The following is a 24,625-nucleotide window of genomic DNA, read 5'->3' on the forward strand; positions in this document are numbered from 1 at the left end:
TAGTGCGTAAATTTACACCAAAATTAAGATTATCAAATTGGTAAAGATAGGAAACATATCATTAAGCGAATTTCCATTGCTTTTGGCACCGATGGAAGATGTAAGCGATCCGCCATTCAGAGCAGTATGCAAGGACAATGGCGCTGATCTGATGTACACAGAATTTATTTCATCTGAAGGATTGATACGGGATGCCATTAAAAGCAGACAAAAACTCGATATTTTCGATTACGAAAAACCTATAGGTATTCAAATATTCGGTGGAGATGAAGAAGCTATGTCTATGGCTACCAGCATAGTAAATGCAACTCAACCTGATTTAGTCGATATTAATTTTGGTTGCCCAGTTAAAAAAGTGGTGACTAAAGGCGCGGGAGCTGGCGTTTTGAAAGATGTAGACTTGATGGTGCGACTGACTGAATCAGTGGTTAAAGCTACGGATTTGCCAGTTACTGTTAAAACCCGACTAGGCTGGGATGAGTCCTCCAAAAACATCGAAGAAGTAGCCGAAAGATTGCAAGATGTAGGAATAAAAGCATTATCCATCCATGGAAGGACTCGCCAGCAAATGTACAAAGGGGAAGCAGACTGGACACTAATCTCCAATGTCAAAAACAACCCAAGAATCAACATACCAATTTTTGGTAACGGTGATATAGATTCACCACAAAAAGCCTTGGAATACAAAAACAGATATGGAGTGGATGGTATTATGATTGGACGTGCTGCCATAGGCTACCCATGGATTTTCAACGAAATCAAACACTTCCTAAAGACAGGAGAAATTTTACCTGTTCCCAATTTGGAAGATCGTGTAGAAACAGCCAAAAAGCATCTTAAATTCTCAGTAGAATGGAAAGGTGAAAAAGTTGGGATTTATGAAATGCGAAGACATTATACCAACTACTTTAAAGGAATTCCACATTTTAAACCGTATAGAACGCGATTAGTGGAAGGTGAGAATTACGAATCAGTTTTAGAAACCCTGGATGAAGTAAATAATGTTTTTGCCGATCAAATGATGGAAAGAATATGAGCGAAAAAGAGTCTGCTAGCCCTGTACTAGTTTATGGATTATTAATTCTACTAGCGCTCATTTGGGGAAGTTCTTTTATTCTAATCAAAAAAGGTCTTTTGGTGTTTTCTGCAGGGGAAGTGGGAGCAATTCGAATATTTTCTGCCGCCTTAGTGCTATTGCCTTTGTCCCTACCGAAACTTAAATCCTTAAATAAAAGACAATGGAAATGGTTGTTTATTTCCGGTATGGTGGGAAGTTTTGGCCCAGCATTTCTTTTTGCCTATGCTCAAACACAATTAGAAAGTGGAATTACAGGAGTTCTGAATGCCTTAACTCCAATTTTTGCGCTTTTAGTTGGGGTGATTTTCTTTAAAGGCAGTTTAAAATTACGCGATAGCTTGGGTATTGCAATGGGCTTTGGCGGAACCATAGTTTTGATAGTTGCTGGTTCAGGTGGTGAACTGGGCAATTTCAACTTTTATGCCATATTCGTGATTTTAGCCACGCTATGTTATGGTTTTAATTTAAATATAATTAAGACTCAATTTAGTGTGTTGACACCACGGATGATCACAAGTATCTCTTTGGTGCTAATCGCTCCTTTAGCAGGCGGGTATTTGTTTGGATCCAGTGATTTTGTGTCGAAAATGCAATATGAAGACGGTGCATGGAGAGCATTGCTTTACATTACTATTCTAGGAGTAATAGGAACCGCCTTTGCACTGATTTTATTTAACCGACTAGTTAAACTGACTTCGCCTGTCTTCACCAGTTTCGTAACTTACTTGATTCCTGTCGTTGCCATAATCTGGGGACTATTAGATGGAGAAATTTTGGTATTTGGTCATTACATTGGAATTGTACTTATTATATTGGGAGTTGCCTTTGCGAATCGCCCCAAAAAATAATATTTGGATAATTCTAACATTACTAAAATAATACATCGATAATTATTCGCTTCACACCGAAATAATAGCTGATTTATTCATTAAATAGTTTTTGTTTTCACGGAAAGCATTTATTTTTGCCGCAATTAAAACTAATCTATACATGTTATGAGTGATAATGAGAAAACCCGATATAGTGCAGATGAGCTTAATGAATTTGAACAATTAATCACCAGCAAATTAGATAAAGCTAAAGAAGAATTAAGATACATTAAATCTACCATTACCCGTTCCGATGATTCTGGAACCGATGGCACGTCTGGAAATGTAAAAGTGTTGGAAGATGGCGCAGACACCATGGAAAAAGAAAGTATGAACCAGTTGGCAGCTCGTCAGCAGAAATTTATCACTAACTTAGAAAATGCCTTAGTAAGAATAAAAAATGGTACTTATGGGATTTGTTCAGTAACAGGTAAATTAATTTCTAAAGAAAGGTTAAGAGCTGTTCCACATACTACACAATCTATAGAGGCAAAGTTAGCTCAGGATAATTAATGGATTTTCTGCTCAACCATATTGAGGCATTGATTTTCTGTGCAACTTCTCCTTTGAAGTTACAAGAAATTCAAAAATGCTTATCTGAAATGTTTGAAGCAGATATTCCTAAAGAAGATATTGAAGATGCAGTTCAGAAGATTCTTAAAAAATATGAAGCTGACGAATACTCTTTTCAAGTAGAAAATATAGGGGGCGGATATCAGTTTATGACTAAGCCTGCTTATCAAGCCAGTATCGGCATCATGCTGAAACAACAATCAAAGAAGAGACTATCTACTTCCGCGCTAGAGACTCTTTCCATTATTGCCTACAAGCAACCTATTACTAAAGGCGAGATGGAACAAATCAGAGGTGTGAACTGCGACTACACAGTTCAAAAGCTTTTGGAAAAAGAATTGGTTGAAATAAAAGGCAAAGCAGATGCAATTGGGAGACCCATATTATATGGTACCAGCCAAAATTTCATGGAATATTTCGGCATCAATGATTTGAAAGATTTGCCTACACCGAAGGACTTTTCCCAAGACGAAAACCAAATAGGAAAAGAAAACGAGGATTAGTCAGAATAGAAGCGTAGTTTTGTACTTGAAATAATGACAGACTTAAGTACGTCTGCGTAAAAATTTCTTCCCTATGCAAAATAAGAAGTCCCCAAAAGGCCAGAAACCACAAAGACCCTCAAAATCCCATCAGGTTAAGAAGTTTTCCAACCAAAGAAAAGCGGAAACTCCTGAATATGACATTAAAAAATTAAAGTCAGCGGAAGTAAAAGAAAAGGAGCTCAAAGAAGGCATTCGATTAAATAAATATATTGCAAATGCTGGTATTTGCTCTAGAAGGGAGGCCGACAAACATATAGCTGACGGAAAAGTAAAAGTTAACAACAAGCTAGTAAAAGAATTGGGCTTTAAAGTGAAGCCAACGGATGATGTGGCTTTTGAGGGAAAACCGATCAAAAGGGAAAAACTTGTTTACGTATTGCTTAATAAGCCAAAGGGCTTTATTACCACTATGGATGATCCTAAAGGCAGAAAAACAGTAATGGATTTGATTTCAGCAGCAGGTGATGAGAGAATCTATCCTGTTGGTCGATTAGATCGAAATACAACGGGCCTTTTACTTTTCACAAACGATGGAGAACTGGTCAAAAAGCTCACGCACCCAAAACATAAAGTCAAAAAAATCTACCAAGTTGAGTTAGATAAACCCATTACTGAAGTAGATTTCCTGAAAATTCAGGAAGGGATTACTTTGGAGGACGGAGAGGTGAAAGTTGATAATCTTGCCCTGCTTACCCCGGATGCCCAAAGCCTTGGTATGGAAATCAGGATGGGACGTAATCGTATTGTGAGAAGGACATTTGAACATTTAGGTTATGAAGTAGTCAAATTAGACAGAACCACCTTCGCAGGATTGACCAAAAAGGATTTAGCAAGAGGTAAATGGAGATTTTTAAAAGAGAAAGAAGTTATTAATTTGAAGCATTTGAGGTAACAGAATTATTTTAATACTTTTAGGATGAAACCTTAAATCAACCTTTTTGAATGCGTTCATTTCCATTTCATCTATCCGTATTTTTTCTATATATATTTACCACACTCTTTAATGGGGGTTGTAATTCGCCAATAGAAGAAAAAGATAACGATTATTATTATCAGCTTGAAGAGGCTAATGATTCAAAACAAAAATGTAACCTCATTTTATCGGATACATTAAAATTTGAACTGGGTTCTCAAATCAGCCCTTTGATGATGAACGGGAGATTGTATAGTGAAAACGACCAGCATTATCTTTCCTTTTTCAGCAATGGAACACAAGCGTTTAACCTTTTTCCCATAAATACTGATCAAGCAAAATCCATTTCAATTCCAATTGAAAAAGAAGGCCCCGAAGGAATATCTCATGTAGATGACTTCTTTATTCAAAGCTTAGATTCCATTTTTATTTTATCAGGTAGAATGAATCAGAAGATGATTTACTTGATAAACCAAAGTGGTGAATTACGCAGTAAATGGGATTTAAATAAACATTTACCTGATAAATATAAAGAGTATTGGTTTGGGCATGAATCAGAGATTGGGCACTACAGGATGCATTTTACAACTGAAAAAAACGAACTATATTTTTACCTCTATAAAGGTTTGATGATTGAAATGGAAACGCAAGCCACATTTACACAAATCGCCTTTAACTTAGAAAATAACAAAACCCGGAAATTCGGTAAATTACCCACTGAATTTAAAGAAAAGTCATTTTACCCGATGTTCGGAATGGGTGGTATATTTACTTCCAATAAGATCATCAATTTTTATCCTAGCTTAAATGACTTAGTACTCTATGATTCAGACTCATTAAAATTAATCAAAGCCTTACACTTGAAAAGCAAGTATTCCAATAATTTAGTCGTTGGAGCTGAAGAAATTGGCTATGACCCACCTCTTGAGCAGGAAAGAGATTTTCTTACAGAAAGTGATTTTTATACGCATATGCTTGCCAATAGTACTGGTGATTATGTTTATAGATTTATAAAACTAGGTCAAAGTGCTAAAACTTTAGATGGCGAAAATAGAGACCCGCTCGATTTAAATTTCTCTGTTCAAATCTTAGATGAGGATTTAAATTTAATTCTTGAAAAAGACTTTTCCGACTCAGAAGCTATGTTTTTCTTGGAATCCTTCGCAATAGATAATAAACTATATATAAGTTATAACAATCCTTTAAATCCAAATTTCAGTGAAAATCATAGACAATATTATGTTTATGAAATCGTCTGTGAATAAAACATCGATTTCTAAGACACTTGCATTTGTAACTTTCTGTTTTGGGTCTGCATTTGTTCAAAATGTTACTGGACAACATGGGCTGAAAGAGCATCATTATTACTCCAATTACAATGAAAGTATTCACAATCTAATTCCCCTTAAAAGTGGTTATAAGATAGCTTATGCAGCACAAGAGAAAACTGAAGCCCCAATATTAAGACTATTAAATGCTGAAAACTTAATTATTGATAGTTTGAATAAAGAAGTCTATTTTCATGACATTATTACCTTAAAAAATCACATATTACTGACCTCAATTTCTGATTCCTATCTAATTCCATTCACTAATTCCGGATTTAAAGAGGATAGTATTAAAAAAGCAGAAGTTGAAAGAGGTGATTTTGAAAAAATACTAATATGGAAAGATAAAAAATTTGGTTGGGAAGAAAATAGGGAAGGTAGGAAGTATATTGGAAGCCAACTCAAACATGAGGGAAAGGTATTGATTGAAGAAATACCAAAAAAAATCAGAAATAACAAAGACAACCCAACCGATATCCAACGACATCTTAATCAAAAACAATATTATGTAAATGGTCAGTTTGCCATTGTCTGGTTTAAATCCCAAAAAGTTTATTTTCTAAACCCTAAAACTGAAGAGGTAAGCCACTATGATTTCCCTGAAAATGAGGATGGTGTTTGGTACTATTTTCCCGATACAGCTAAAGGAAAACATTATTTAGTGAAAGAAAACAACAAAAATAAATTTGAGCTTTATGGCTTTTATTTAGGTTCAGGAGTTAAAAAATTATTCGATCTAGCTCATTTTCCAGTTGCTATTTATGATGAATCTGTACTATACAAGGAATCAGATGAGAATGATAATCAAACACATTATTTAAAGCCCTTTAAAGCTTATTATTGAAATTAAATAGAGGACAAAACTCGCACAAAGCTCCAAGCGGACGCTTGAACCAGAAGCCATGATGAATCATACTGCAATTGCGCAAGCGTCCGCTTGTGCTTTTATCGTAGAAAATTAGAGATTAAAAAAAGTAAATCTGTGCGTCTTCCCCCTTTGGGGGCAAGGGGGCTAATCATCTAGCTTCACCCCAGCATTTTCGATGATTACCTTAAAAATACTGCCTTTTCCCAGTTCGGAAACTAAAGTGATGCGAGCACTGATTTTTTCTAGTGCTTGTTGGACAATGAACAAGCCGAGACCAGACCCTTCAGCCTCACTTGTGGCCCTATAAAACATATCAAACACCTTATGCTGGCTTTCAGCTGCAATACCTATACCATTATCCTCAACGGAAATATGAACGTCCCTATCCACTTTCTCGAAACGTATTGCAATAAATTGATCAGGTTTTTTTGCGTCATGATATTTTACCGCATTAGAAATTAAGTTACCCAATACTACCTTCAGCTGATAATAATCAGTTCTTAAAGTGTGGTGAATTTGTTCATCGTAATCTAAACGGATGCTATCTGCACCTTGATTAAATTTAACATCTGTAATTATATCTTCAACCATTTCACCTAGTCTAAAGGTTTTTAGGTTTATCTCTGTTTTGATATTGCGTGAGTAATTGAGAATATCACCGAAAATATGATCCAACTTTTTTACTCGCTCTTCCATCATTTTGACATATTGCTGCCCTGATTCTTCTTTAATATCGTGCTTAGCAATATTAATTAACCCTAGTAGGGAGGCCACAGGGGCTCGCAAATCGTGAGAGGTGCTATAAAGAAAACTATCCAATTCCCGGTTGGTTTTTTCCAAGGCTGAACGTTCTTCTTCTAATAACCATATGATCATTCCAATTCCTATAAATGAAAGAAGTAAAAAATCTATAACTCCCAATGTAGTATTTACCTCCAAAATGAAATTCTCCTCAAAAATCATATACGCTCCGCCAAGAGCATAATTTAAATTCTCGAAACCATAAAGTAGAAAGGAAATCCATAATAATTTTTTACCCACGGCACTATCCCTTCTTCCAATTCTCATAATCTGAACCCCGGCAAAAATAAATGCAATTCCAACGATTAAAGACTTAATGGTAAAGGGAACAATCAGAGAAAAAATATAGCCTCCCTCTTCCTCCAATAAGTAGAAAAGTGAGCTAATCAGCGCTATAAATATCACCAAGACGTACAGAATATACTCTTGCTTTAAACTCAAAGATTTTTTTTGAATAAGGTGATATGTCCCTTGCAACAGCCAAACGACATGCATCAGACCAGCAATTTGGAAAAGAAAAGTAAAGATATTCTGCCAGAATGGTCCAATATTTTCGTTTTTCGCGCAAAAAAGTGTCAATAAGGAAAAGAGGACAAATGAGGCAAAAGCCACCCAACTATAAGACCAGAGTTGTAAATGCTTTCTTTGATATAAATTAAAAAAGTACCATAAAATCAAGGCAAGCCCGATTCCCCAAAGTGCTTGTCCTGAATAACTTACAAGTATATTTTCGAAATACTGTTTGAATAAAGATTGATCAATCAATGAATAAATGTTTTATATTTACTAAAGTAACAATTATAATCTAACATAATAAACAAAAGCTTATCTGTATTGATTTTAAATTATTACAAAAATAGTATGTATGCATACTATTTTTAAACTCAACTATTATTTTTAAATTTCAAGTGTAAGCTTAGACAGAAAATTAATGAAAAATGGGACTCATAGACAACCACATACAGAACATAAAAAAAGCCTTGCTTTTGAGAGCAAGGCTTGTGGTGCTGAGTGGATTCGAACCACCGACTCACGGATTTTCAGTCCGATGCTCTACCAACTGAGCTACAGCACCGTGATTGAGTGGTGCAAAAGTAGGTGAAATATTTATCCTGCAAAAGGATTTTAAAAAAAATATAATAAAAAATTTTCAACGATTAAGATAAAACTATGGAATACATCTCGCAAATCGCTTTCTTACTGGTACTTGCGGTAGCAGGTTACTTTCTTGCACAAAGAATAGGAAGCATCAAAAATAATATCAATCTCGGTAAAGATGTTGATAGAAGTGACAATAAAGGCCAACGATGGAAAAACACCTTACTTATCGCTTTCGGTCAAAAGAAAATGTTCAAAAAGTTGATCCCTGCCATTCTACACTTGATGATTTACGTAGGCTTTTTAGTGATCAACTTGGAAGTTTTAGAATTTATCATTGATGGAATCGCGGGAACGCATAGAATTTTCGCCCCCTTTTTGGGAGATGCATACACCATAGCTATCAATGTTTTTGAATTCCTAGCTGTCCTTGTATTAGTTTCTTGTGTGGCTTTCCTTCTCAGGAGAAATGCTTTGAGCGTGCCCAGATTAAGATCATTGAAAGGATGGCCTAAGCTAGACGGGAATTTAATTTTGGTGATAGAAATCATTTTGATGTTCGCGATTCTATCCATGAATGCTACTGACCAGCTTTTACAAGGAAAAGATGATCATTATATCCAAACAGGAAGTTTCTTCTTTAGTAGCTTTTTAACCCCGTTATTCGAAGGAATGAGTGTGGATGCTCTAATATTCACAGAGAGATTCGCATGGTGGTTCCACATCATTGGGATTTTAGCTTTTGCAGTATATGTAACCTACTCGAAGCACTTGCACATATTTATGGCCTTCCCCAATACTTATTTTGCCAGAATCACTCCTCAAGGGAAAATGAACAATATGGATGAAGTAACTACTGAAGTAAAAAGCATGCTGGGTATGGATGCCGGTGATCCCCCCGCAGAAGTTGCCAGATTAGGCGCAAAAGATGCAACAGACCTCACTTGGGTCAATCTAATGAACTCTTATGCTTGTACTGAATGTGGTAGATGTACAGCTGAATGTCCGGCTAACATTACTGGGAAAAAACTTTCCCCACGCAAAATTATGATGGATACCAGAGATCGGATCACTGAGATTGGGGACAATATTAAAGCGGGAAAAGAAGCCGAATCAGGCAGTTCTTTGTTTAGCGATGATTACATATCAGCAGAAGAATTAAACGCCTGTACAAGCTGTAATGCTTGCGTAGAAGCATGCCCTATCAACATCAATCCGTTGGATATCATTTTACAGGGAAGAAGATATATGGCCATGGAAGAAAGCAGTTCACCGCAATCATGGAATGCAATGTTCCAAAATGTGGAGACTAGCTTTGCACCTTGGAAATTCCCGCCAACTGACCGTTTCAAATGGGCAGATAAACTAAAAGAAGAAGAGAAATAAATTTTAGGTAACGAAAATTATAAATCAAGATATTATGAGCGATTCAACATATAAAGTCCCAACCATGCAAGAAATGAGTGCCAAAGGAGAAGCTCCTGAGGTGTTATTTTGGGTGGGCTGTGCCGGTTCATTTGATGACCGCTACAAAGCGGTAACCATTGCATTTACCAAAATATTGAACAAGGTAGGCATCAACTTTGCCGTTTTAGGCCCTGAGGAAAGCTGTACTGGAGATCCTGCCAGAAGAGCCGGGAATGAATTCCTTTTCCAAATGCAAGCTATGAGTAACATCCAGGTATTGGATGGCTACAACATTAAAAAGATTGTAACCGCTTGTCCGCATTGCTTTAACACTATCAAAAATGAATATCCTGAATTGGGTGGAAATTACGAGGTAATGCATCATTCCCAATTCTTGCAAGGATTGATTAATGAAGGGAAGGTAACTTTAAAAGACGGGGGCGAATTTAAAGGAAGAAAAATCACTTTCCATGATTCTTGCTATTTAGGTAGAGCAAACGGTGTATATGAGGCTCCTAGAGATGTTATCAAAGCCTTAGATGCAGAGCTAGTGGAAATGAAAAGATGCAAAACCAAAGGCCTTTGTTGTGGAGCTGGTGGTGCACAGATGTTCAAAGATGCTGAGAAAGGTAATAAGGAAATCAATATTGAGAGAACCGAAGAAGCATTAGACACAGGGGCAGAAGTAATTGCGGCAGGCTGTCCATTCTGCATGACCATGATGACCGATGGTGTTAAAAATAAAGAAAGAGAGCACAATGTAAAAGTTTTTGATTTAGCTGAATTGATTGCTAAGAATCAGGGACTTTAGCTAGTAGCGAGAATTCAGTATCAAGTATCACGTATTCACAGTCTTTTCAGCCAGAGGTTTGTCAGCCTTTGGCTGTTTTCTTTTGTTATCTTTGTGACTTTTATGGTTAGATTTCCAGCTTTAGCTGGTTTATAGCCTTTAAGTGGTCCCTCTTGAAAAATGAAAAGTACCTTTATATAAGCTAAAATAAAAATTACAGTATCATTTTTGAGATTTAATCATAGGTAAAACATCAAAATTGATGTGTTTGAGTGAAATTTGAGGTTTTAGAAATAATAGCAAGATATATTTACCAAAATAAATTTTCTGCCTTTATACTTTTTGCTTGATCAAAAAGAAAGAAAAATCAAGACAAAAATAAGCTTCAGCCCACGTCCTCGTCTGGCTTGTCTGCACAAGCAGGCACGCATTCCTGCCTGCCAGCAGGCAGGTTTGTCCTCCTTCCCGCAACTCTCAGATCAAAATTTTTTTGACTTGAGGGATTTGTGGTATTTTTCATGAACTCCCTGATTTAGATTAAAGTATTCCACAAATTGGAATCTGTGAGACTATCCTCTGGAGGGGATTATAGGGGTGTTATAAGGCTGTCAATTTTGCAGAAGGAGAGCTGTCTTGTTGTACTAAAAAAGAAAAATAGAAACTACAAATTAGAAATCAATCTGAACCTTGATGCCAAATACTAGCTTCTTGACACTACTCTAATCCCTTCTGAAGCTTTTTGTAATAGCTTTTTTCTTTCTTCTAATATTGGCACGTAGGATTTCATCAAGCATAAGACTTAACAATATACAAAGCCCAATTATAAGCGGCACTAAGATATTATCGCCCAGAAAATCTAAAGCAAGGGCAATACAAATAATGGCAATATTGGTCGCAATCATAATCAGGGTAGTTCCGGAATGGCTAAACCCTAGCCTCATTAAAATATGGTGCAAATGCGTTTTATCAGGTGAAAAAGGTGATTTCCTCTTAACTGCTCTTGAAATAAATACCCTCAAGGTATCAAAAAGTGGAATAATAATCACTGAGATCCCAACTGCAACTGATGAGGTTAATTTGAAAGGAGTCTCTTCGGGTAAATAGTGGTTATAATCAATGAATTTTATCGTAACCACCGCTAAAGCAAAACCAATTAATAATGCTCCTGTATCTCCCATAAAAATACGGGATGGTTCCCAGTTAAAATTAAGGAAAGCTATTAAAGCCCCTATGAAGGCGAAGCAAACCATTGAATAATACGTCTGCCCAACCAAGAAGAAATAGATCCCAAAAAAGAAAAAAGCAATAATCCCGATACTACTAGCTAAGCCATCTAACCCATCGATTAGATTATAGGAATTGGTAATTACGATTAAAGTAAATAATGAAAAGAAGAAGCTTATAATGTAGGGTAATTCTTCTATAGTTAACAATCCATAGAATGAATTGAGTTTAATATCCATTAAGAAAATGACCATGCAGGAAGATAACAGCTGTGCTGCCAGCTTCACGATGGGTCTAACTGGTACTAAATCATCTCGAAGACCCACTATAAACATAATACCCATAGCACCATAGAAGAACTTAAATCGCTGCAGGCCAACCATTGGCATCCATATAAGCAGCGCAATAATCATCCCGATAAAAATTGCTATCCCCCCCATAGAAGGTGTATCACCAGTATGAATCTTCCTACCTCCTGGCTTATCCATGATATTACGCTTTTTAAAAAAGCCTACAACCAATGGAGTAACCAAAAAGGTTAGAATAAATGAAGTAATTAAACTAGCTAGGGTTTGGGGCATTTCTATTTATTCAATTATTGTTCAGATATATCTCGGATAATAAAAACATTTGCAAAGGTAGCAAAAAAGACTATTCCTTTTTGCAATCCTAAAATTGACTCACTCAATGATGAAAACACAATTATCAGCGTAAAGATACACATCGGCAGTAGTTTTATCATGAAACTCTTCCTTAAAACATTAAACAGCAGTACTAAAAAACTTGATAAACCAATTATCCCAATTTGAAGAAAAGTCTGAAGAAACTGATTATGGGCATTTTGGGACTTATTTAGTGCCCAATAATATTCATTTTTTTCATATTGAATATTTAAAGCTTTTTGATCCGATCCAACTCCATAACCATATAACGGAGATCTTTTTATAACGCTGAACGCTGATTCCAATACAGCTACTCTTGATTGAACACTCCCAATATCGGTAATTTCAGTATCTTTCATTGAATATTCCTGATTAAATAAGGCACTAAATCGATCTGAAAGATAACTTGATTGAAGACTATAGTATACAATACCAGTAAACACTATGAAGAAAATAATGAAGTCTTTCTTATATATTTTGAAAATCATAAACCCTAAATATATCAACAAAAGGCCCCCAATAAGTATTGGCATTCTAGATGTATTCATTATTAAAACAAAATAAATTACTGATACCATTACATAAAAAACAAACCTATTTAATTTGTTCTCTAGAAAGTATTTTATTAATATACCAATGGACATCAATAGATACATTCCAAAATAGGTTGTATGTATTTTCAATGGAGAAAGTAATTTATAGCTTGAGTACCACCACGAATTTAAGAAACTAATATTCCTATATGTAACTGACATGTCATAGAATACATATGTATATATTATGATTATTGAAATAATAATGCTGCAAATGAAGGTAAAGAGCAGCTTACCTATCAAATTTTGATGAAATTTTAGATTGAGGTATGCAATCGGAATTATTAGAAAAGAAGATATTCTAACGACATACTTAAAGCCTAATTCTGCATTTGAAGATATAAGAAGACTAAATACCAATAAACAATAAAGCGGAATAGTTGAAAATAACAAAATTCTTTTGTTATCCCAAATGAATTTTGGCCTATTGAAAAGAATCAAGTAGATATTAATCGGCACCAATGCAATAATTACAGCAGAATTTAACTGTGTCTTAAAGGGAATAGTAAATATGAAAAATAATACAAATAATAAATTAAGGTCGGTAATTGCTCTTTTAATTGCCATTATCTGAAAAGTGCCTTTCTATAGTTAATTAACCCATAAGCTGCATAATACGAAAGATAATATAAGGATTTAAGAGGAGAAAAACCAAGATAATTCCGGTAAACATCCCACTGTTGTCCTAACATTCTAAATTTGTTTTCCGAGACTGAGCCCTTTCGTATATTGTATTTAGCTAAGATTTCACTATTTCCATATGCATAATCAACATCTTTTAGCAACGACAACCATAATACTAAATCTTCTCTTTCGAATTCTTTAGAAAAATAACGCTTACCAAGTTTATGACTATTATATATTGCAGTTAAGCAACTGATTGGGTTCGACTTACAAATTTCATCGAGAGTAACTTTTTCTGGAGCAATCCTAGGTGATATTAACTGCTTCTTTGACACTAAAAATCTATCATAAGATGAAAATAGAAAGGAAATATTTTCCTCCTCCATAATTTTCACTGAGATACTTAATATGTTTTCATACCAAATATCATCACTGTCTATATGAATAATGTATTTACCTAAGGCTTGCTCTATTGCAATATTTCTACAATAAATTCGTCCTGAATTCTTTGACAAATACATTGGCTTAATTCTGGAATCCAACTCTGAAAATGATGAAATTATTTGCCTTGAATTATCTGTAGATGAATCATCGACAATTAATAGTTCCCAATTATTGTACTCTTGGTCTATTATCGATTTTATTGTACTCTCTAAAAATAGTTCCGAATTATAGCAAGGAGTAATAATCGAAACCAAAGGTGCATTTTCAGATTCCATCAAATTATTTCTTTATACTGTTTCAATAATATTTCTTTTTCTTTTTCCCAACTATTCTGGAAAGCAAAATGATAGGCTTTCTCAATTAATTCATTTTTATATTTCGTATTCTCTAAAATACTAACAATCGTACCTGCAATATCTTTGGGTGCCAAGGGATTGACATAATAAGCTTTGTCAAGATAATATTCCTTCCAATATGGAAAATCCGACATTAACATTGGTAATTTGCATGCCATGTATTCAAAAGACTTCACTGGTGTAGTGTATAAATGATTTTCCACAGGATGCAGAGTTGACAGCCCTATATCACCAGATTTGCAAATGCTGTAAATTTCTTGCGGCGGTAAAAAGCCAAAATATTTTACTTTTGACCAAGCCGCATGCAATTTACATTTGCTATGTAATTTTTCCGAATCCCACCTACCTATTAACCATAATTCAAAAGTATCGTCTAGAATTGCAATTGTTTCAAGCATTTCGGCAATTCCTCGAATTTTACTAATTAATCCTACATAAATTAGAATATTTTTATTGCCATCTCTTTTTAATTTAGGTTTAGAATCAATTAATTCCATTTTGGGTACATTTCTAACTACACTAAATTTAGAAAGTTGACTTTTGTATTTATTATGAAAGTAGTTTGTATACCCCGCCTCTGCAAGAATTACTTTGTAAGATATAAAAATACCTATACGTTCAAATATCGAGTAAATAAACTTTACTATTTTTGTTAGGAAGAATTTTCTTAACCAGTCCTTGTCATCAATGTCATGTATTACTAACTCATGGATATCCATAATTACCTTTACTCCAAATAAACGAAGCAAAAGTGCTGCAGATATTAATTCTGGATCATGAAAGTGAATCACCTTTATTCTCCGTTTTAAGACTGTATAAGTAATCTTTATCCAGGAAAAAAGAAGACGAGATACTCGATTATTTGGCTTACCTACATCATAAATATTTATTCCGTTTGAGACTTCATCACCCTTTCCATCAGCGACTATTAAACATACATTCCTTTTATCTTCTGAAAGCGATCGTACTTCTTTCAAAAATATCCTCGTATCGAACCTAGGATGGACACTTGTAATATGAGCTATCTTATTTTCTTTCATTGTTGAAATAAATTAAGGGTATCAGGCAGAAGAAAATTCTTATATCAATAATAGAGTACGACTTCAAGAAATTCAAAAGTAAAAAGATACTTATTGCCATCGCAAAAATGGTGATTTTTTTGGGTACATTGAAATAAATGAACATTATTAAAAGGCTAGTACCGACTAATCCTACCTCAAATAACATTTCCAAAAGTATATTATGTGGATATAACTTAATATCCTGTCCTAATTTATAGATCCCATAACTCCCAAATCCATAGCCAAACAAGAATTCAGAAAACCCATTTGTGATCTTCTCAAAGGAAAAATTATAGTGTTCAATTCGCTCATTAGTAGAACTCATATCACTAGTAATATTTGATCCAAAAATTCTTTCAAATATTAACTGTAGCCTTTGCAAAGTTCTGGCAGCTAAAATTTGTATAGTTTCATAAAAAAAGAATATTGTGCCAATTAGGGCAGAAACTCCAAACGGTATTGAAAATAATTGATTTTTCGATACTTTAATATTCCTAATGCTGCGAAATATTGACTTGTAGTTTACTATCGATAATGAGACAATAGTCAAAATAAGAAAAAGAATTGGGGCTCTCCCTCCCAAAATTGCTAAAAGCACAATATTTGTAAATAAAAAGAAATATTTTATGTAAGGTCTTTTTATAAAAACTGTTTTTAGATACAATACTATTATGCTTATTCCTGCATACAAAGAACTTGATAAGTAAAATCCGAGAATTGGTTTCACTTTGCTATAATTAGAACCATCAATATAACCTCTCAACAAGGTTGAAAACCATAAACTAGCTAATGTCGTAATTACTATAAATATTTCCCAAAACAATTTCTTATTTAACTTATCAATAACTACAGTTGAATAAAAATATCCCAAGATATTGGTGAAAAACAAAAAGACCTTGATGTATTTAAATTCTGTAGACTCACTCCAAACCAATGATAAAAACACATAAAAAGTAAATGAAAGTAGCAGCAGATTATTTGTTATGAAAGCATTTTTAATGTTGTGTTTATAAATTAATAAATCAGCAACCATCAATAAACCTGCAAGTAAAGTTAAGTCTAAATAAAGATTAATTTTGTAGTAAATAAATATCGATTTAATACTTCCTGAAATAATGAAAAGCACCAAAACTAATTCTCTATTGTATCGTATGTTTGATTTCAAGGAATTCAATTACTTTGTCCAGATTTTATTTGAAGGCAATTTCTTATCCATGATAAAATTTATACATTCTTGGATATTGTTTATTTGAGAGCTCGTAGTTTTCTCTTTATTCAAATTCAACCTGTACCTAACAAAGTTTTTTAGGTAAGAAAACAATCTCTTGTTAAAAATAAGTACAAAATAATAAATCATTTTGAGACTACTTTTTATGGAATATTTTATTTTTTCATTAATTCTATCTCTCCAGAAAAATTCGTACATAAATAGTTCTGAATATAAATAATCAAAATTAAAGCACTTCATTTCAGTCGACCGATTTACTCGATTCAAACTTTGTATTGCCGACTCCGCCCAAATTGTTTGCCCTGACCAAAAAAAAGGTATCTCCTCTGTCCAATTTTTTACGGTCTCTTTAGGCAGGAACTTTTGGTTTTCTATTTCACCAGTATGTTTCTTAGCAAGGCCCATTCCACTAGTGCTCTTTGCACCTTTCCCGGAAACAAATATTGGATAATCAACATATACATAAGATTTACTAAAAACAGATGTGGCTATTGCATTTGCCATATCTGGACTCGGTCCAGGGAAATACGAACCAGATGTCTTAAATATATTTTCTAGTACATCTCTCCTAACTATCCCATGGTATAATTTTGGCAACAAGAGTAGTGATGTCGCTCCTATCGACAACACTTTTTGTCTTTCTTTATTTGGGTCAATTATTCTATAAGTATTATTGAAAGAATTGATAACTAATTTACCAGCCAAATCAACTGTGAACGAATTACTTTGACGGCTTGTATCTGGCCATATATAGATAGGCTTACTTGAAGTTAAAGCATCAAAATTATTACTTTCCATCCAATCCACAGCACTCATTATGTCATGAGTTACTCCATCATCATCCCCTAATAAAGTTACATATGACCCGATGGAGTTTTTAATTCCTAGGTCACAATTCTCGATTACAGATAGTTGTTCAGAATTATAATGATAAATCAATCTTTCATCATTCAACTCTCTTAAAAATGAAGTGATCTCCCGGTTATCATTACTGTTATCTTGAATTACTATTTCAAAATCTTCTGAGTTTATCTCAAGCAATGATTTTAAGCAAATGGTTAAATATTCTACCCTATCTTTCGTCGGGATTACTATGGAAAGCTTTTTCATTATGCAATTTAGTAACTTGAGAAAAAATCACCAACTCTCTGGACTGTTGGTGTCAAATTATATTTTTGATTTTTATACAGATACAGACCCACTGAGTAATTTAGTGGCTCAGATGTGTGTCCGCCAGTCTCTTGAGCAATCATTTCCGCATCAATATCAAAATCTTTGAATCTTTCAACGTATTGCGCATTGAGTTTGAAACTCGCAGTAGGATCGTCCTTCGCTTGGAAAATTCTTATTGGAATACTTCTTGGGGCCTTTCTAGCCATTATATAATTAAAAGGATCCAAATCACCAACTTTATCCTTTTCATATTCTGCTATCATTAAATCTTCTAGAGAGGTTACATTTTTCATACCATACAACCTTATTATATTGGCTCGGGTTTGTAGTTTATCAAACTCTCCCCCACTAAGTGCCCCGTTCCTGATATCCCAAGCATTTCGTTCAATGCTTAACAGTGGTGCAACAAAAGCTTGTGCTTTAAAAGGAATTTTGGTTAAGTTAACCAGGTTTGACCCTACCAATGAGCCATTTGAATTACATAATAAATAAACTTCATCTTTTCCTATATTATAGTTCTTAACCACATAACTGTATGCTTGAAAATAAGAATCTAATGCAATTTTGCTCCCTACGGTTCTATATTGATCAATTTTTAGTAACGAAGCAACAGTTTCAGGAATTCCAGCTACATCGAGTACTGCATATCCTAGTGAATTAAGGTATCTACAATAATCTGAGTTTAATGCCTCAACAAATCCTGAAGTGACACCACCGCCTCCACTGTGACAATAGATTACCAGCTTAGTTCTCACTTTCGATAAATAACCCTTTGGCAACATTAAAATCGCCTGATCAGTTACTATGCTTGGCTTAGAGAAATTAAAAAGACTATTTTGGATTTCAATTGGAATAGTAAAACTTTCTTCTTTTTCAATATTAGCAATTTCTTCAATTTTACATCCATAGATGGAAGCAGAAAGGAAAAGCACACTAACTACTTTTAAAGCACAGTCAAAAAAGTTTAAAAAACTCTTGGACATCCTTGTTTTCTTTTTCGGAGGATAAAACACCCATATCATAATAGAAATCTAAGTCTTTATTCTGAGAAAAATGTTCTTTAATTATCTTTTCTGAATCGAAAGAAAAAATTCTGTAAACACCTGTTGCCTTGATTTTCCCCGGACTTCCAACGATGAAAGCATTTGATTTACAATCTATTGAATAATCACGATTTAAAAAGGAGTTTCTAGCAACAATTGATTGATCAGGTATTACACAACCTTTTGTTATAACTGTTCCTGAATTAACCCAAACCTTTTCCCCAATAATGATTTCACCATTGTTTCGATTTATCTTGCCTGTATTTATATTAGTCACAAAATGAACATCTGAATCCATCAATACACAATTCGGTGTAATTCGCGTGTAATTGCCAATTTTAACTAATGTCGTTGATTTTATTACAACTCCACTACCAAAAGTAGTGCATCGACCAAAATTAATAATACCTGTCCAGTTGGTAAGGTTAATTCCTCCAGAGAAAATGACAGGGCCATTAAAAATAATTTTATTGCCTATATGAATAGTAATAGGCAAATAACTTTGAGGAAAGCCGTCAATGTCTTTTCCAAATTGAATCATACCAGTATTAATATTGCCGATAATTTCAATATCACCTTTTAAGTTTTTAAATTTTGCTTTTCCATATATAAAGATAGGCAGTTTTACAGCATGTCGGATAGGTAAAGTTTTAAAATTAAGTAAAATCGTCTTTATCAAATTTACCTTGATTATAAGTCTTAAAACATGGTAAAGAAACCTAATATATTTTTTCATTATTTGAATTTTGATTTCAGCTTTTCAATTATCAATTCACTTAAGGATGGAATGTTCATTAGCCTTTCAAAATACTTAATAGAAAACAATATTGCAAGAGCTAATAATGTAAATAGAATTGAGTATTTTATATAATCATTATCTATTTCTTTGCATAACATTGCTGATCCAAAAAGCAATATGTTTACAAAGGTTAATTTATAAAATATTGTTTTATAAACAATTCCAAATAATTTTTTTACCATGATTTGAACTCCCACGGTATGGATTACCATATTTAATGCAAACGTAATACCAAGTCCTAAATATCCCAGATAAGTATAACCAATGATGTTATTGATTAGGAATAATCCTTGAAAGGTCAATACTGATATAACAAAAACTTTAGATCGATTTTTTGCTATAATGACCATACCCATAGTTTGTGAACCTGCCTGGAATATTATTCCCAAAATCGACCAAGATACATAATCAGATGCGAGAAGAAAGCTATTGTCATATAACAAGAGAATTATATGATCCATAAATCCTATTAAGATTATTATTAAAGGTCCAAGAAGCAGAAGGAGAATTTCTACCTGTTTATTTGCCTCTATTTGCAGTAATTTATTATTTTGATTAATTGAAGATATTCTAGGGAAATAATCTGTAGCCATTGCTGTAAATATCAGTCCAAAGTAACTATTGATTATAGTGAATCCTGCTTGAAACACACCTACAGCTTCAATACCGCTATATTTATTAATAAAACTTTTAAAAATCAAACCAAATAAACTAACAAACAAAGACACTGACATCATAGCGATACCCAGCTTGATGGTACCTTTACCTGAAATTAGGACCTTCTTAATAGATAACTTTGTTGTCGGTATCTTAATCGTTCTGCGTACATAAAGACTTGAAAAAATGAACGATACAAATGCTGTAATAATAAACGAATAAATAATACCTTCCTCTTTTAATAAATAAAATAGAGGTATTGATAAGAGTAGCCCGAGAATAGCTCCATATATTGTAGCGAGAGATAATTCTTTTAATGCTCGGACTCCTTGGAGAATTGCCAGTTGGCCGAGGTTGAAAATATTAAAGAAAATAGCTAGAGATAGCATCGAATATTCAAAGACTTTAGAATCAGTATCAAAAGTCCAAATACTCAAAAAAGAGGAAAAGCACAGCGTACCGATCAGTCCAATAGTACTTGTAAGTATTAGCAATTTATTAATACTTTCAAGTATATGATTCAGTCTAGTGCTTGAGTTATCATTATACACTTCTGAAAGATTTCTCACTAAACTTTGAGAGATCCCTAACCCAAATAGAGAAGATAACAAAGTATAGGAAGACATGAAAATGCCAAATACTCCAATACCCGAGGCCCCCATGGATAGGCTTATGATTTTATTTTTAACGACGTTAACGAGAACCGTTAATACCCTAACCCCTCCAAAAAGAAAGGTTGATTTAAGAATATTGGAGTAGGAGGTATTATTATTCTTCAAAATTTTGTTCTCCTTAAAATAAATTACCGTTGTAAAACTGAAGATTATTTGACTCTTCATGATTCACAGACATCGCAAATATGTCCGGTTTGTTTGATTCAAAATTGATTTTTGAAATCAAAAAGCCCGCTTTTGAATAGAAAGGAGCCAATTCCTTTTTACAAAACAACAAACCCTTTAACTCATTCTTTCTAAGGAAATTAACTATTTCTTTCATGATTTTCTGTCCATGCCCTTGACCCTGAGTTTTAGAACAGACACCTGCAATACCTAAAAATGGTGCTGAACTTTCTTCGCTAGAAAAAACATTGATATTAATTAGGCAAGCATAGGCTAGAAATGTGCCATTGTCTTCTAGAACCACATGATAGTCAGTATTATTCATGTGAGTATTAATCCAATCTTTTTGACTGTCAATTCCATACGGCCAAACTGTATTTTTCAGTTCTACAATTTTCTGCAATTGAGCCTCACTTACCTTATTATGTCGAAAAAAATCAACTCTCATTCTACATCTATCCACCAGCCACAAGGAATGTTTAATTGCGTTTCACTAAATTTCTTGACCCCAATAAGGTCTGGTTGCTTTTTGCCAAAAACACTATAAAAATCATTCCTGAGGTGCATTTTAGAACTGTAAAATCCCTCTTTGCGCATTTTTAACAGAAAATCATCTCTCTTTTCTACATTGATCGTATATACCCAATAATTTGGTGATATATCTGTTCTTGAATTTAATCTGTTAATAACCCTACTATTTTCATCATAAATTCTATCCCAATACTCCGCATTTTTCTGTTGTTTTTCAAATAATGCATCAAGGTTATTCAATTGGGAATAACCGACATATGAGGCGATATTATTTAGTTTTGCACCTTGTCCAACTACATCAATATCACAATTAGTTGATATCTCCCCTAAATCGTCTCTAAAACTTTTTCTATCAATTCCGTAATCACTTATTTTTTTTGCCTTCTCATAAATCTCTTCACTAGAAAATGCTATTCCATAGCCGTCGATTGTATTTGGCAAACGTACTCCGGTGAAAGAAAAACAGCACAAATCTGCGGGACTACTACCTAAATAAGCATCCTTGTATTTTGATCCAAACGACTCAGTTGCATCCTCTATTATCTTTATACCAAACTCTCTTCCGATTGCATTAATTTCATCGATATATCCTGGATATCCTCCCCAATGAAAATGAATAATAGCTTTGGTATTTTTTGTAATTTTTTCTCGCACTGATTCAGGGTCAAGAGAACCCGTAAAGGGATCAATATCTGCCCATACAACTTTGGCACCAACATTTAAGATAGGTTGATTAGTTGCCAAACAGGACATAGGAGAACTAATCACTTCATCTCCCTCTTTCAGATCTAACAATTTAAGTGCGAATTCTAATGAATTTACAGATAAACTTAAGAAAAATGGATTACTAATAATTGTTGAAATCCCCTTTTCAAATTTCTCAGTAAATTCTCCTCCAGAAAGTCTTCCGGAATTCAATACGCTCCCGATTCCACCTATGACAGAATCATTCATATATGCTTTAAAGAGAGGGATCATTTATTAAAATCATTTATTATGCTTATAATTAAACTCCTTTCTTGGGCGGTAACCCACCAACCACAAGGTATATGTAGCATTTCGTTGCTGAAAATATTTGTATTGGTTAAATCTGTGTTAGATTGTGATTTAAGAAAAGTATGAAGGTCATTTCTTTTATGTAAAGGAGATGCGAATACACCATTCTCTTTCAAAACACTAATCAAGTTATCTCTATCCTTAACTTTCAAAGTGTACAGCCAATAAGAAGGCTTTGTATCAACGTAATACTGTAGCTTTTCCACTTTTGGCCCATTAATTATTTGAGCATCATATTGAATACCATTATCTATATATTTTTTGAGAATATCTTCAATAAACTGAAGCTGCACCATGCCAATCTGTGCATTAACATTATTCATGTGATATTTATAACCTTGCAGGGTTATATTATTTGACATCCTATCTTTCTTTTTATCTAAACCAAACCACCTGATTAGTTTTGCTTTTTCATAACTTTCATCATCTTTAATTACCAACATACCTCCATCAATTGTTGTCATATGTTTTATGGCTTGAAAAGAGAAGCAAGTGTAACGAAAATGATTTCCTAAATTCTCGCCTTTATATTTAGCTCCTAATGCATGGGCGGAATCTTGTATGATTGGAATATTATATTGTTTTTCAATTTTTAGGAATTCAGGTATGTTCACAGGTACTCCAGCGTAGTCAACCACCATAATCGCTCGCGTTCTATGAGTAATAAGCATTTCGACCGACACAGGATCTATATTCCCTGTTTTTAAATCAATATCAGCATAAATGATTTTGGCACCAGCCTGCTTGATAGCTACGTTTGTTGGCTCTGCAGTGATTGAAGTACTTATCACTTCATCGCCTGGTTGAACCCCTGCCAAAATCAATGCAATGTGTAGAGCAGAAGTACCCGAATTGACGCTTAAGCAGTTGTTTACTTGAAAAAGTTTCTGAAAAGTATTTTCAAATTTATCCACAACTTCACCCTGCGCTATGTAACCACTATATAAAACCTCTTCGATTTGAGGCATTAAAACTTGAGGTTCTGGAAGGAAGGTCTTTACCAATGGAATCATATAATAATTATTTACTTGCCATTTCTAACTCCTCATTCACGTAATCTAGCCTAAGAAGTAATTTCTTAAGCTCCCTGTTATCTAATTGCTGAGTGTTATCTGAATTATATTCATTGTCTGATAGCTTTGGGCCATCCTCTTGAACGTATTTTGTGTAATTAAGGTCTCTTAAATCAGCTGGTATCTTGTAATAATCACCTAAATCGATGGATTTGGACATTTCCTCTTTGCTACATAATGTCTCATACATCTTTTCACCGTGTCTTGCACCTATTATTGAAATTTCATTATCTGATTTAAATAAATCTTGAAGGGTTTCAGCTAAAGTAATAATCGTTGAAGCAGGAGATTTTTGAACAAATACATCACCTGGTTCTCCATTTTCAAAAGCGAATAAAACTAATTTTACAGACTCTTCTAGGGTCATCATAAACCTAGTCATATTGGGATTTGTGATAGTTAAGTTCTTTCCCTCCTTGATTTGGTTGATAAATAATGGTATTATTGAACCCCTTGAAGCCATAACATTTCCATATCTAGTGGCACAAATTACTCCTCCATATTCCGTTAACCTTGAATCTCTTGATTTAGAAATAGCAAGTTTTTCCATTAGTGCTTTGGACATCCCCATGGTATTTATAGGATAAACTGCTTTATCTGTACTTAATACAATTGTCTTCTTAACTTTGTTCAGTACAGCAGCTTCCATCACATTTTCTGCACCTAAAATATTGGTCTGAATTGCTTGCATGGGGTAGAACTCGCACGAAGGGACTTGTTTTAGAGCTGCGGCATGAAACAAATAGTCTACACCAATCATTGCATTATTAATGCTATTGAAGTCTCTTATATCACCGACTATGAAATTTAGCTTATCGTTGCGATAATGAATTCTCATATCTTCCTGCTTCTTTTCATCTCGACTAAAAATTCTAATTTCTTTTAAATCTGAATCCAGAAATTTTTTCAATACTGCATTACCGAATGAACCAGTTCCTCCCGTTATTAATAATGTTTTCCCTTTAAACATATTTATGTTGCTTTATTTAATA

Annotated in this window: 23 protein-coding genes and 1 tRNA gene; 9 read left to right on the forward strand and 15 right to left on the reverse strand. The window is 33.9% G+C overall.

The features are described 5' to 3' along the window. Positions 1–37: 37 nt before the first annotated feature. The 7 genes from dusB to Q3Y49_RS04685 all read left to right on the forward strand — a co-directional run bounded on the left by dusB (position 38) and on the right by Q3Y49_RS04685 (position 6,150). Complete coding sequence (dusB, locus tag Q3Y49_RS04655; protein WP_303271078.1) at positions 38–1,036, forward strand: tRNA dihydrouridine synthase DusB; 999 nt, start codon at positions 38–40, stop codon at positions 1,034–1,036. After that, positions 1,033–1,926 carry a DMT family transporter gene (locus Q3Y49_RS04660; protein WP_303271079.1) on the forward strand — a complete coding sequence of 298 codons (894 nt, stop codon included), beginning with the start codon at positions 1,033–1,035 and terminating at the stop codon, positions 1,924–1,926. The genes dusB and Q3Y49_RS04660 overlap by 4 nt, the downstream gene beginning before the upstream one ends. A 147-nt stretch (positions 1,927–2,073) precedes the next feature. Next, positions 2,074–2,460, forward strand: coding sequence for a TraR/DksA family transcriptional regulator (locus Q3Y49_RS04665; protein WP_303271080.1), 387 nt, complete (start codon positions 2,074–2,076; stop codon positions 2,458–2,460). After that, positions 2,460–3,023, forward strand: coding sequence for an SMC-Scp complex subunit ScpB (scpB, locus tag Q3Y49_RS04670; RefSeq protein ID WP_303271081.1), 564 nt, complete (start codon positions 2,460–2,462; stop codon positions 3,021–3,023). The genes Q3Y49_RS04665 and scpB overlap by 1 nt, the downstream gene beginning before the upstream one ends. A 73-nt stretch (positions 3,024–3,096) precedes the next feature. Continuing rightward, positions 3,097–3,957: a pseudouridine synthase gene (locus tag Q3Y49_RS04675; RefSeq protein ID WP_303271082.1), complete on the forward strand. Its 861-nt coding sequence runs from the start codon at positions 3,097–3,099 to the stop codon at positions 3,955–3,957. Between the two features lie 50 nt (positions 3,958–4,007). Beyond that, on the forward strand, positions 4,008–5,243 hold the full coding sequence (locus Q3Y49_RS04680) for a DUF4221 family protein (RefSeq protein WP_303271083.1): 1,236 nt from the start codon (positions 4,008–4,010) through the stop codon (positions 5,241–5,243). Next, the gene (locus Q3Y49_RS04685; protein WP_303271084.1) at positions 5,236–6,150 is read left to right on the forward strand and encodes a hypothetical protein; all 915 of its coding nucleotides are present in this window, start codon (positions 5,236–5,238) and stop codon (positions 6,148–6,150) included. Before Q3Y49_RS04680 ends, Q3Y49_RS04685 begins: the two co-directional genes overlap by 8 nt. Positions 6,151–6,318: 168 nt before the next feature. On the opposite strand, the gene Q3Y49_RS04690 is transcribed toward Q3Y49_RS04685, so the two are convergent. Together Q3Y49_RS04690 and Q3Y49_RS04695 are read right to left on the reverse strand one after the other, a co-directional pair. After that, positions 6,319–7,740, reverse strand: a complete 1,422-nt coding sequence (locus Q3Y49_RS04690) for a sensor histidine kinase (RefSeq protein WP_303271085.1) — start codon at positions 7,738–7,740, stop codon at positions 6,319–6,321. A 237-nt stretch (positions 7,741–7,977) separates the two neighbouring features. After that, positions 7,978–8,050: transfer RNA gene (locus Q3Y49_RS04695), tRNA-Phe, on the reverse strand. 95 nt (positions 8,051–8,145) lie between these two features. On the opposite strand from Q3Y49_RS04695, the gene Q3Y49_RS04700 reads away from it, so the two are divergent. Further along, positions 8,146–9,459: a 4Fe-4S dicluster domain-containing protein gene (locus Q3Y49_RS04700; RefSeq protein ID WP_303271086.1), complete on the forward strand. Its 1,314-nt coding sequence runs from the start codon at positions 8,146–8,148 to the stop codon at positions 9,457–9,459. Between the two features lie 34 nt (positions 9,460–9,493). Beyond that, on the forward strand, positions 9,494–10,291 hold the full coding sequence (locus Q3Y49_RS04705; RefSeq protein ID WP_303271087.1) for a (Fe-S)-binding protein: 798 nt from the start codon (positions 9,494–9,496) through the stop codon (positions 10,289–10,291). A gap of 698 nt (positions 10,292–10,989) precedes the next feature. Here Q3Y49_RS04705 and Q3Y49_RS04710 read toward each other — a convergent pair. Genes Q3Y49_RS04710 through Q3Y49_RS04770 form a run of 13 tightly spaced genes read right to left on the reverse strand, consistent with a single transcriptional unit; the run spans position 10,990 to position 24,603 of the window. Then, on the reverse strand, positions 10,990–12,075 hold the full coding sequence (locus tag Q3Y49_RS04710; protein WP_303271088.1) for a glycosyltransferase family 4 protein: 1,086 nt from the start codon (positions 12,073–12,075) through the stop codon (positions 10,990–10,992). 14 nt (positions 12,076–12,089) lie between these two features. Beyond that, positions 12,090–13,316 carry an O-antigen ligase family protein gene (locus Q3Y49_RS18715; protein ID WP_340152808.1) on the reverse strand — a complete coding sequence of 409 codons (1,227 nt, stop codon included), beginning with the start codon at positions 13,314–13,316 and terminating at the stop codon, positions 12,090–12,092. Next, positions 13,316–14,092, reverse strand: a complete 777-nt coding sequence (locus tag Q3Y49_RS04720; protein WP_303271089.1) for a glycosyltransferase family 2 protein — start codon at positions 14,090–14,092, stop codon at positions 13,316–13,318. Before Q3Y49_RS04720 ends, Q3Y49_RS18715 begins: the two co-directional genes overlap by 1 nt. Then, a complete protein-coding gene (locus Q3Y49_RS04725) occupies positions 14,092–15,213 on the reverse strand; it encodes a glycosyltransferase (protein ID WP_303271090.1) in 1,122 nt (373 codons plus the stop codon). The genes Q3Y49_RS04720 and Q3Y49_RS04725 overlap by 1 nt, the downstream gene beginning before the upstream one ends. Further along, a complete protein-coding gene (locus tag Q3Y49_RS04730) occupies positions 15,200–16,399 on the reverse strand; it encodes an O-antigen ligase family protein (protein ID WP_303271091.1) in 1,200 nt (399 codons plus the stop codon). The genes Q3Y49_RS04725 and Q3Y49_RS04730 overlap by 14 nt, the downstream gene beginning before the upstream one ends. 9 nt (positions 16,400–16,408) lie before the next feature. Then, on the reverse strand, positions 16,409–17,572 hold the full coding sequence (locus Q3Y49_RS04735) for a glycosyltransferase family 2 protein (RefSeq protein ID WP_303271092.1): 1,164 nt from the start codon (positions 17,570–17,572) through the stop codon (positions 16,409–16,411). Between the two features lie 8 nt (positions 17,573–17,580). Next, a complete protein-coding gene (locus Q3Y49_RS04740; RefSeq protein ID WP_303271093.1) occupies positions 17,581–18,618 on the reverse strand; it encodes a hypothetical protein in 1,038 nt (345 codons plus the stop codon). Continuing rightward, positions 18,590–19,414: an LbetaH domain-containing protein gene (locus Q3Y49_RS04745; protein ID WP_303271094.1), complete on the reverse strand. Its 825-nt coding sequence runs from the start codon at positions 19,412–19,414 to the stop codon at positions 18,590–18,592. The genes Q3Y49_RS04740 and Q3Y49_RS04745 overlap by 29 nt, the downstream gene beginning before the upstream one ends. Further along, positions 19,414–20,913 carry an oligosaccharide flippase family protein gene (locus Q3Y49_RS04750; RefSeq protein ID WP_303271095.1) on the reverse strand — a complete coding sequence of 500 codons (1,500 nt, stop codon included), beginning with the start codon at positions 20,911–20,913 and terminating at the stop codon, positions 19,414–19,416. The genes Q3Y49_RS04745 and Q3Y49_RS04750 overlap by 1 nt, the downstream gene beginning before the upstream one ends. Positions 20,914–20,926: 13 nt before the next feature. Then, positions 20,927–21,421: a GNAT family N-acetyltransferase gene (locus Q3Y49_RS04755; RefSeq protein ID WP_303271096.1), complete on the reverse strand. Its 495-nt coding sequence runs from the start codon at positions 21,419–21,421 to the stop codon at positions 20,927–20,929. After that, on the reverse strand, positions 21,418–22,482 hold the full coding sequence (locus Q3Y49_RS04760) for a DegT/DnrJ/EryC1/StrS family aminotransferase (RefSeq protein WP_303271097.1): 1,065 nt from the start codon (positions 22,480–22,482) through the stop codon (positions 21,418–21,420). The genes Q3Y49_RS04755 and Q3Y49_RS04760 overlap by 4 nt, the downstream gene beginning before the upstream one ends. Further along, on the reverse strand, positions 22,479–23,573 hold the full coding sequence (locus Q3Y49_RS04765; RefSeq protein ID WP_303271098.1) for a DegT/DnrJ/EryC1/StrS family aminotransferase: 1,095 nt from the start codon (positions 23,571–23,573) through the stop codon (positions 22,479–22,481). Before Q3Y49_RS04765 ends, Q3Y49_RS04760 begins: the two co-directional genes overlap by 4 nt. Before the next feature lie 7 nt (positions 23,574–23,580). Further along, positions 23,581–24,603, reverse strand: a complete 1,023-nt coding sequence (locus tag Q3Y49_RS04770) for a polysaccharide biosynthesis protein (RefSeq protein WP_303271099.1) — start codon at positions 24,601–24,603, stop codon at positions 23,581–23,583. Positions 24,604–24,625: the final 22 nt, after the last annotated feature.

The organism is Marivirga harenae, from assembly GCF_030534335.1.
In the GTDB taxonomy this organism is placed as follows: Bacteria; Bacteroidota; Bacteroidia; order Cytophagales; family Cyclobacteriaceae; genus Marivirga; species Marivirga harenae.

Coding starts and splice junctions, on each gene's coding strand:
- Q3Y49_RS04660 (WP_303271079.1), top strand. CDS start 1,033: ATGAGCGAAAAAGAGTCTGCTAGCCCTGTACTAGTTTATGGATTATTA.
- Q3Y49_RS04665 (WP_303271080.1), top strand. CDS start 2,074: ATGAGTGATAATGAGAAAACCCGATATAGTGCAGATGAGCTTAATGAA.
- scpB (WP_303271081.1), top strand. CDS start 2,460: ATGGATTTTCTGCTCAACCATATTGAGGCATTGATTTTCTGTGCAACT.
- Q3Y49_RS04675 (WP_303271082.1), top strand. CDS start 3,097: ATGCAAAATAAGAAGTCCCCAAAAGGCCAGAAACCACAAAGACCCTCA.
- Q3Y49_RS04680 (WP_303271083.1), top strand. CDS start 4,008: ATGCGTTCATTTCCATTTCATCTATCCGTATTTTTTCTATATATATTT.
- Q3Y49_RS04700 (WP_303271086.1), top strand. CDS start 8,146: ATGGAATACATCTCGCAAATCGCTTTCTTACTGGTACTTGCGGTAGCA.
- Q3Y49_RS04705 (WP_303271087.1), top strand. CDS start 9,494: ATGAGCGATTCAACATATAAAGTCCCAACCATGCAAGAAATGAGTGCC.
- Q3Y49_RS04710 (WP_303271088.1), bottom strand. CDS start 12,075: ATGCCCCAAACCCTAGCTAGTTTAATTACTTCATTTATTCTAACCTTT.
- Q3Y49_RS18715 (WP_340152808.1), bottom strand. CDS start 13,316: ATGGCAATTAAAAGAGCAATTACCGACCTTAATTTATTATTTGTATTA.
- Q3Y49_RS04720 (WP_303271089.1), bottom strand. CDS start 14,092: ATGGAATCTGAAAATGCACCTTTGGTTTCGATTATTACTCCTTGCTAT.
- Q3Y49_RS04725 (WP_303271090.1), bottom strand. CDS start 15,213: ATGAAAGAAAATAAGATAGCTCATATTACAAGTGTCCATCCTAGGTTC.
- Q3Y49_RS04735 (WP_303271092.1), bottom strand. CDS start 17,572: ATGAAAAAGCTTTCCATAGTAATCCCGACGAAAGATAGGGTAGAATAT.
- Q3Y49_RS04740 (WP_303271093.1), bottom strand. CDS start 18,618: ATGTCCAAGAGTTTTTTAAACTTTTTTGACTGTGCTTTAAAAGTAGTT.
- Q3Y49_RS04745 (WP_303271094.1), bottom strand. CDS start 19,414: ATGAAAAAATATATTAGGTTTCTTTACCATGTTTTAAGACTTATAATC.
- Q3Y49_RS04755 (WP_303271096.1), bottom strand. CDS start 21,421: ATGAGAGTTGATTTTTTTCGACATAATAAGGTAAGTGAGGCTCAATTG.
- Q3Y49_RS04760 (WP_303271097.1), bottom strand. CDS start 22,482: ATGATCCCTCTCTTTAAAGCATATATGAATGATTCTGTCATAGGTGGA.
- Q3Y49_RS04765 (WP_303271098.1), bottom strand. CDS start 23,573: ATGATTCCATTGGTAAAGACCTTCCTTCCAGAACCTCAAGTTTTAATG.
- Q3Y49_RS04770 (WP_303271099.1), bottom strand. CDS start 24,603: ATGTTTAAAGGGAAAACATTATTAATAACGGGAGGAACTGGTTCATTC.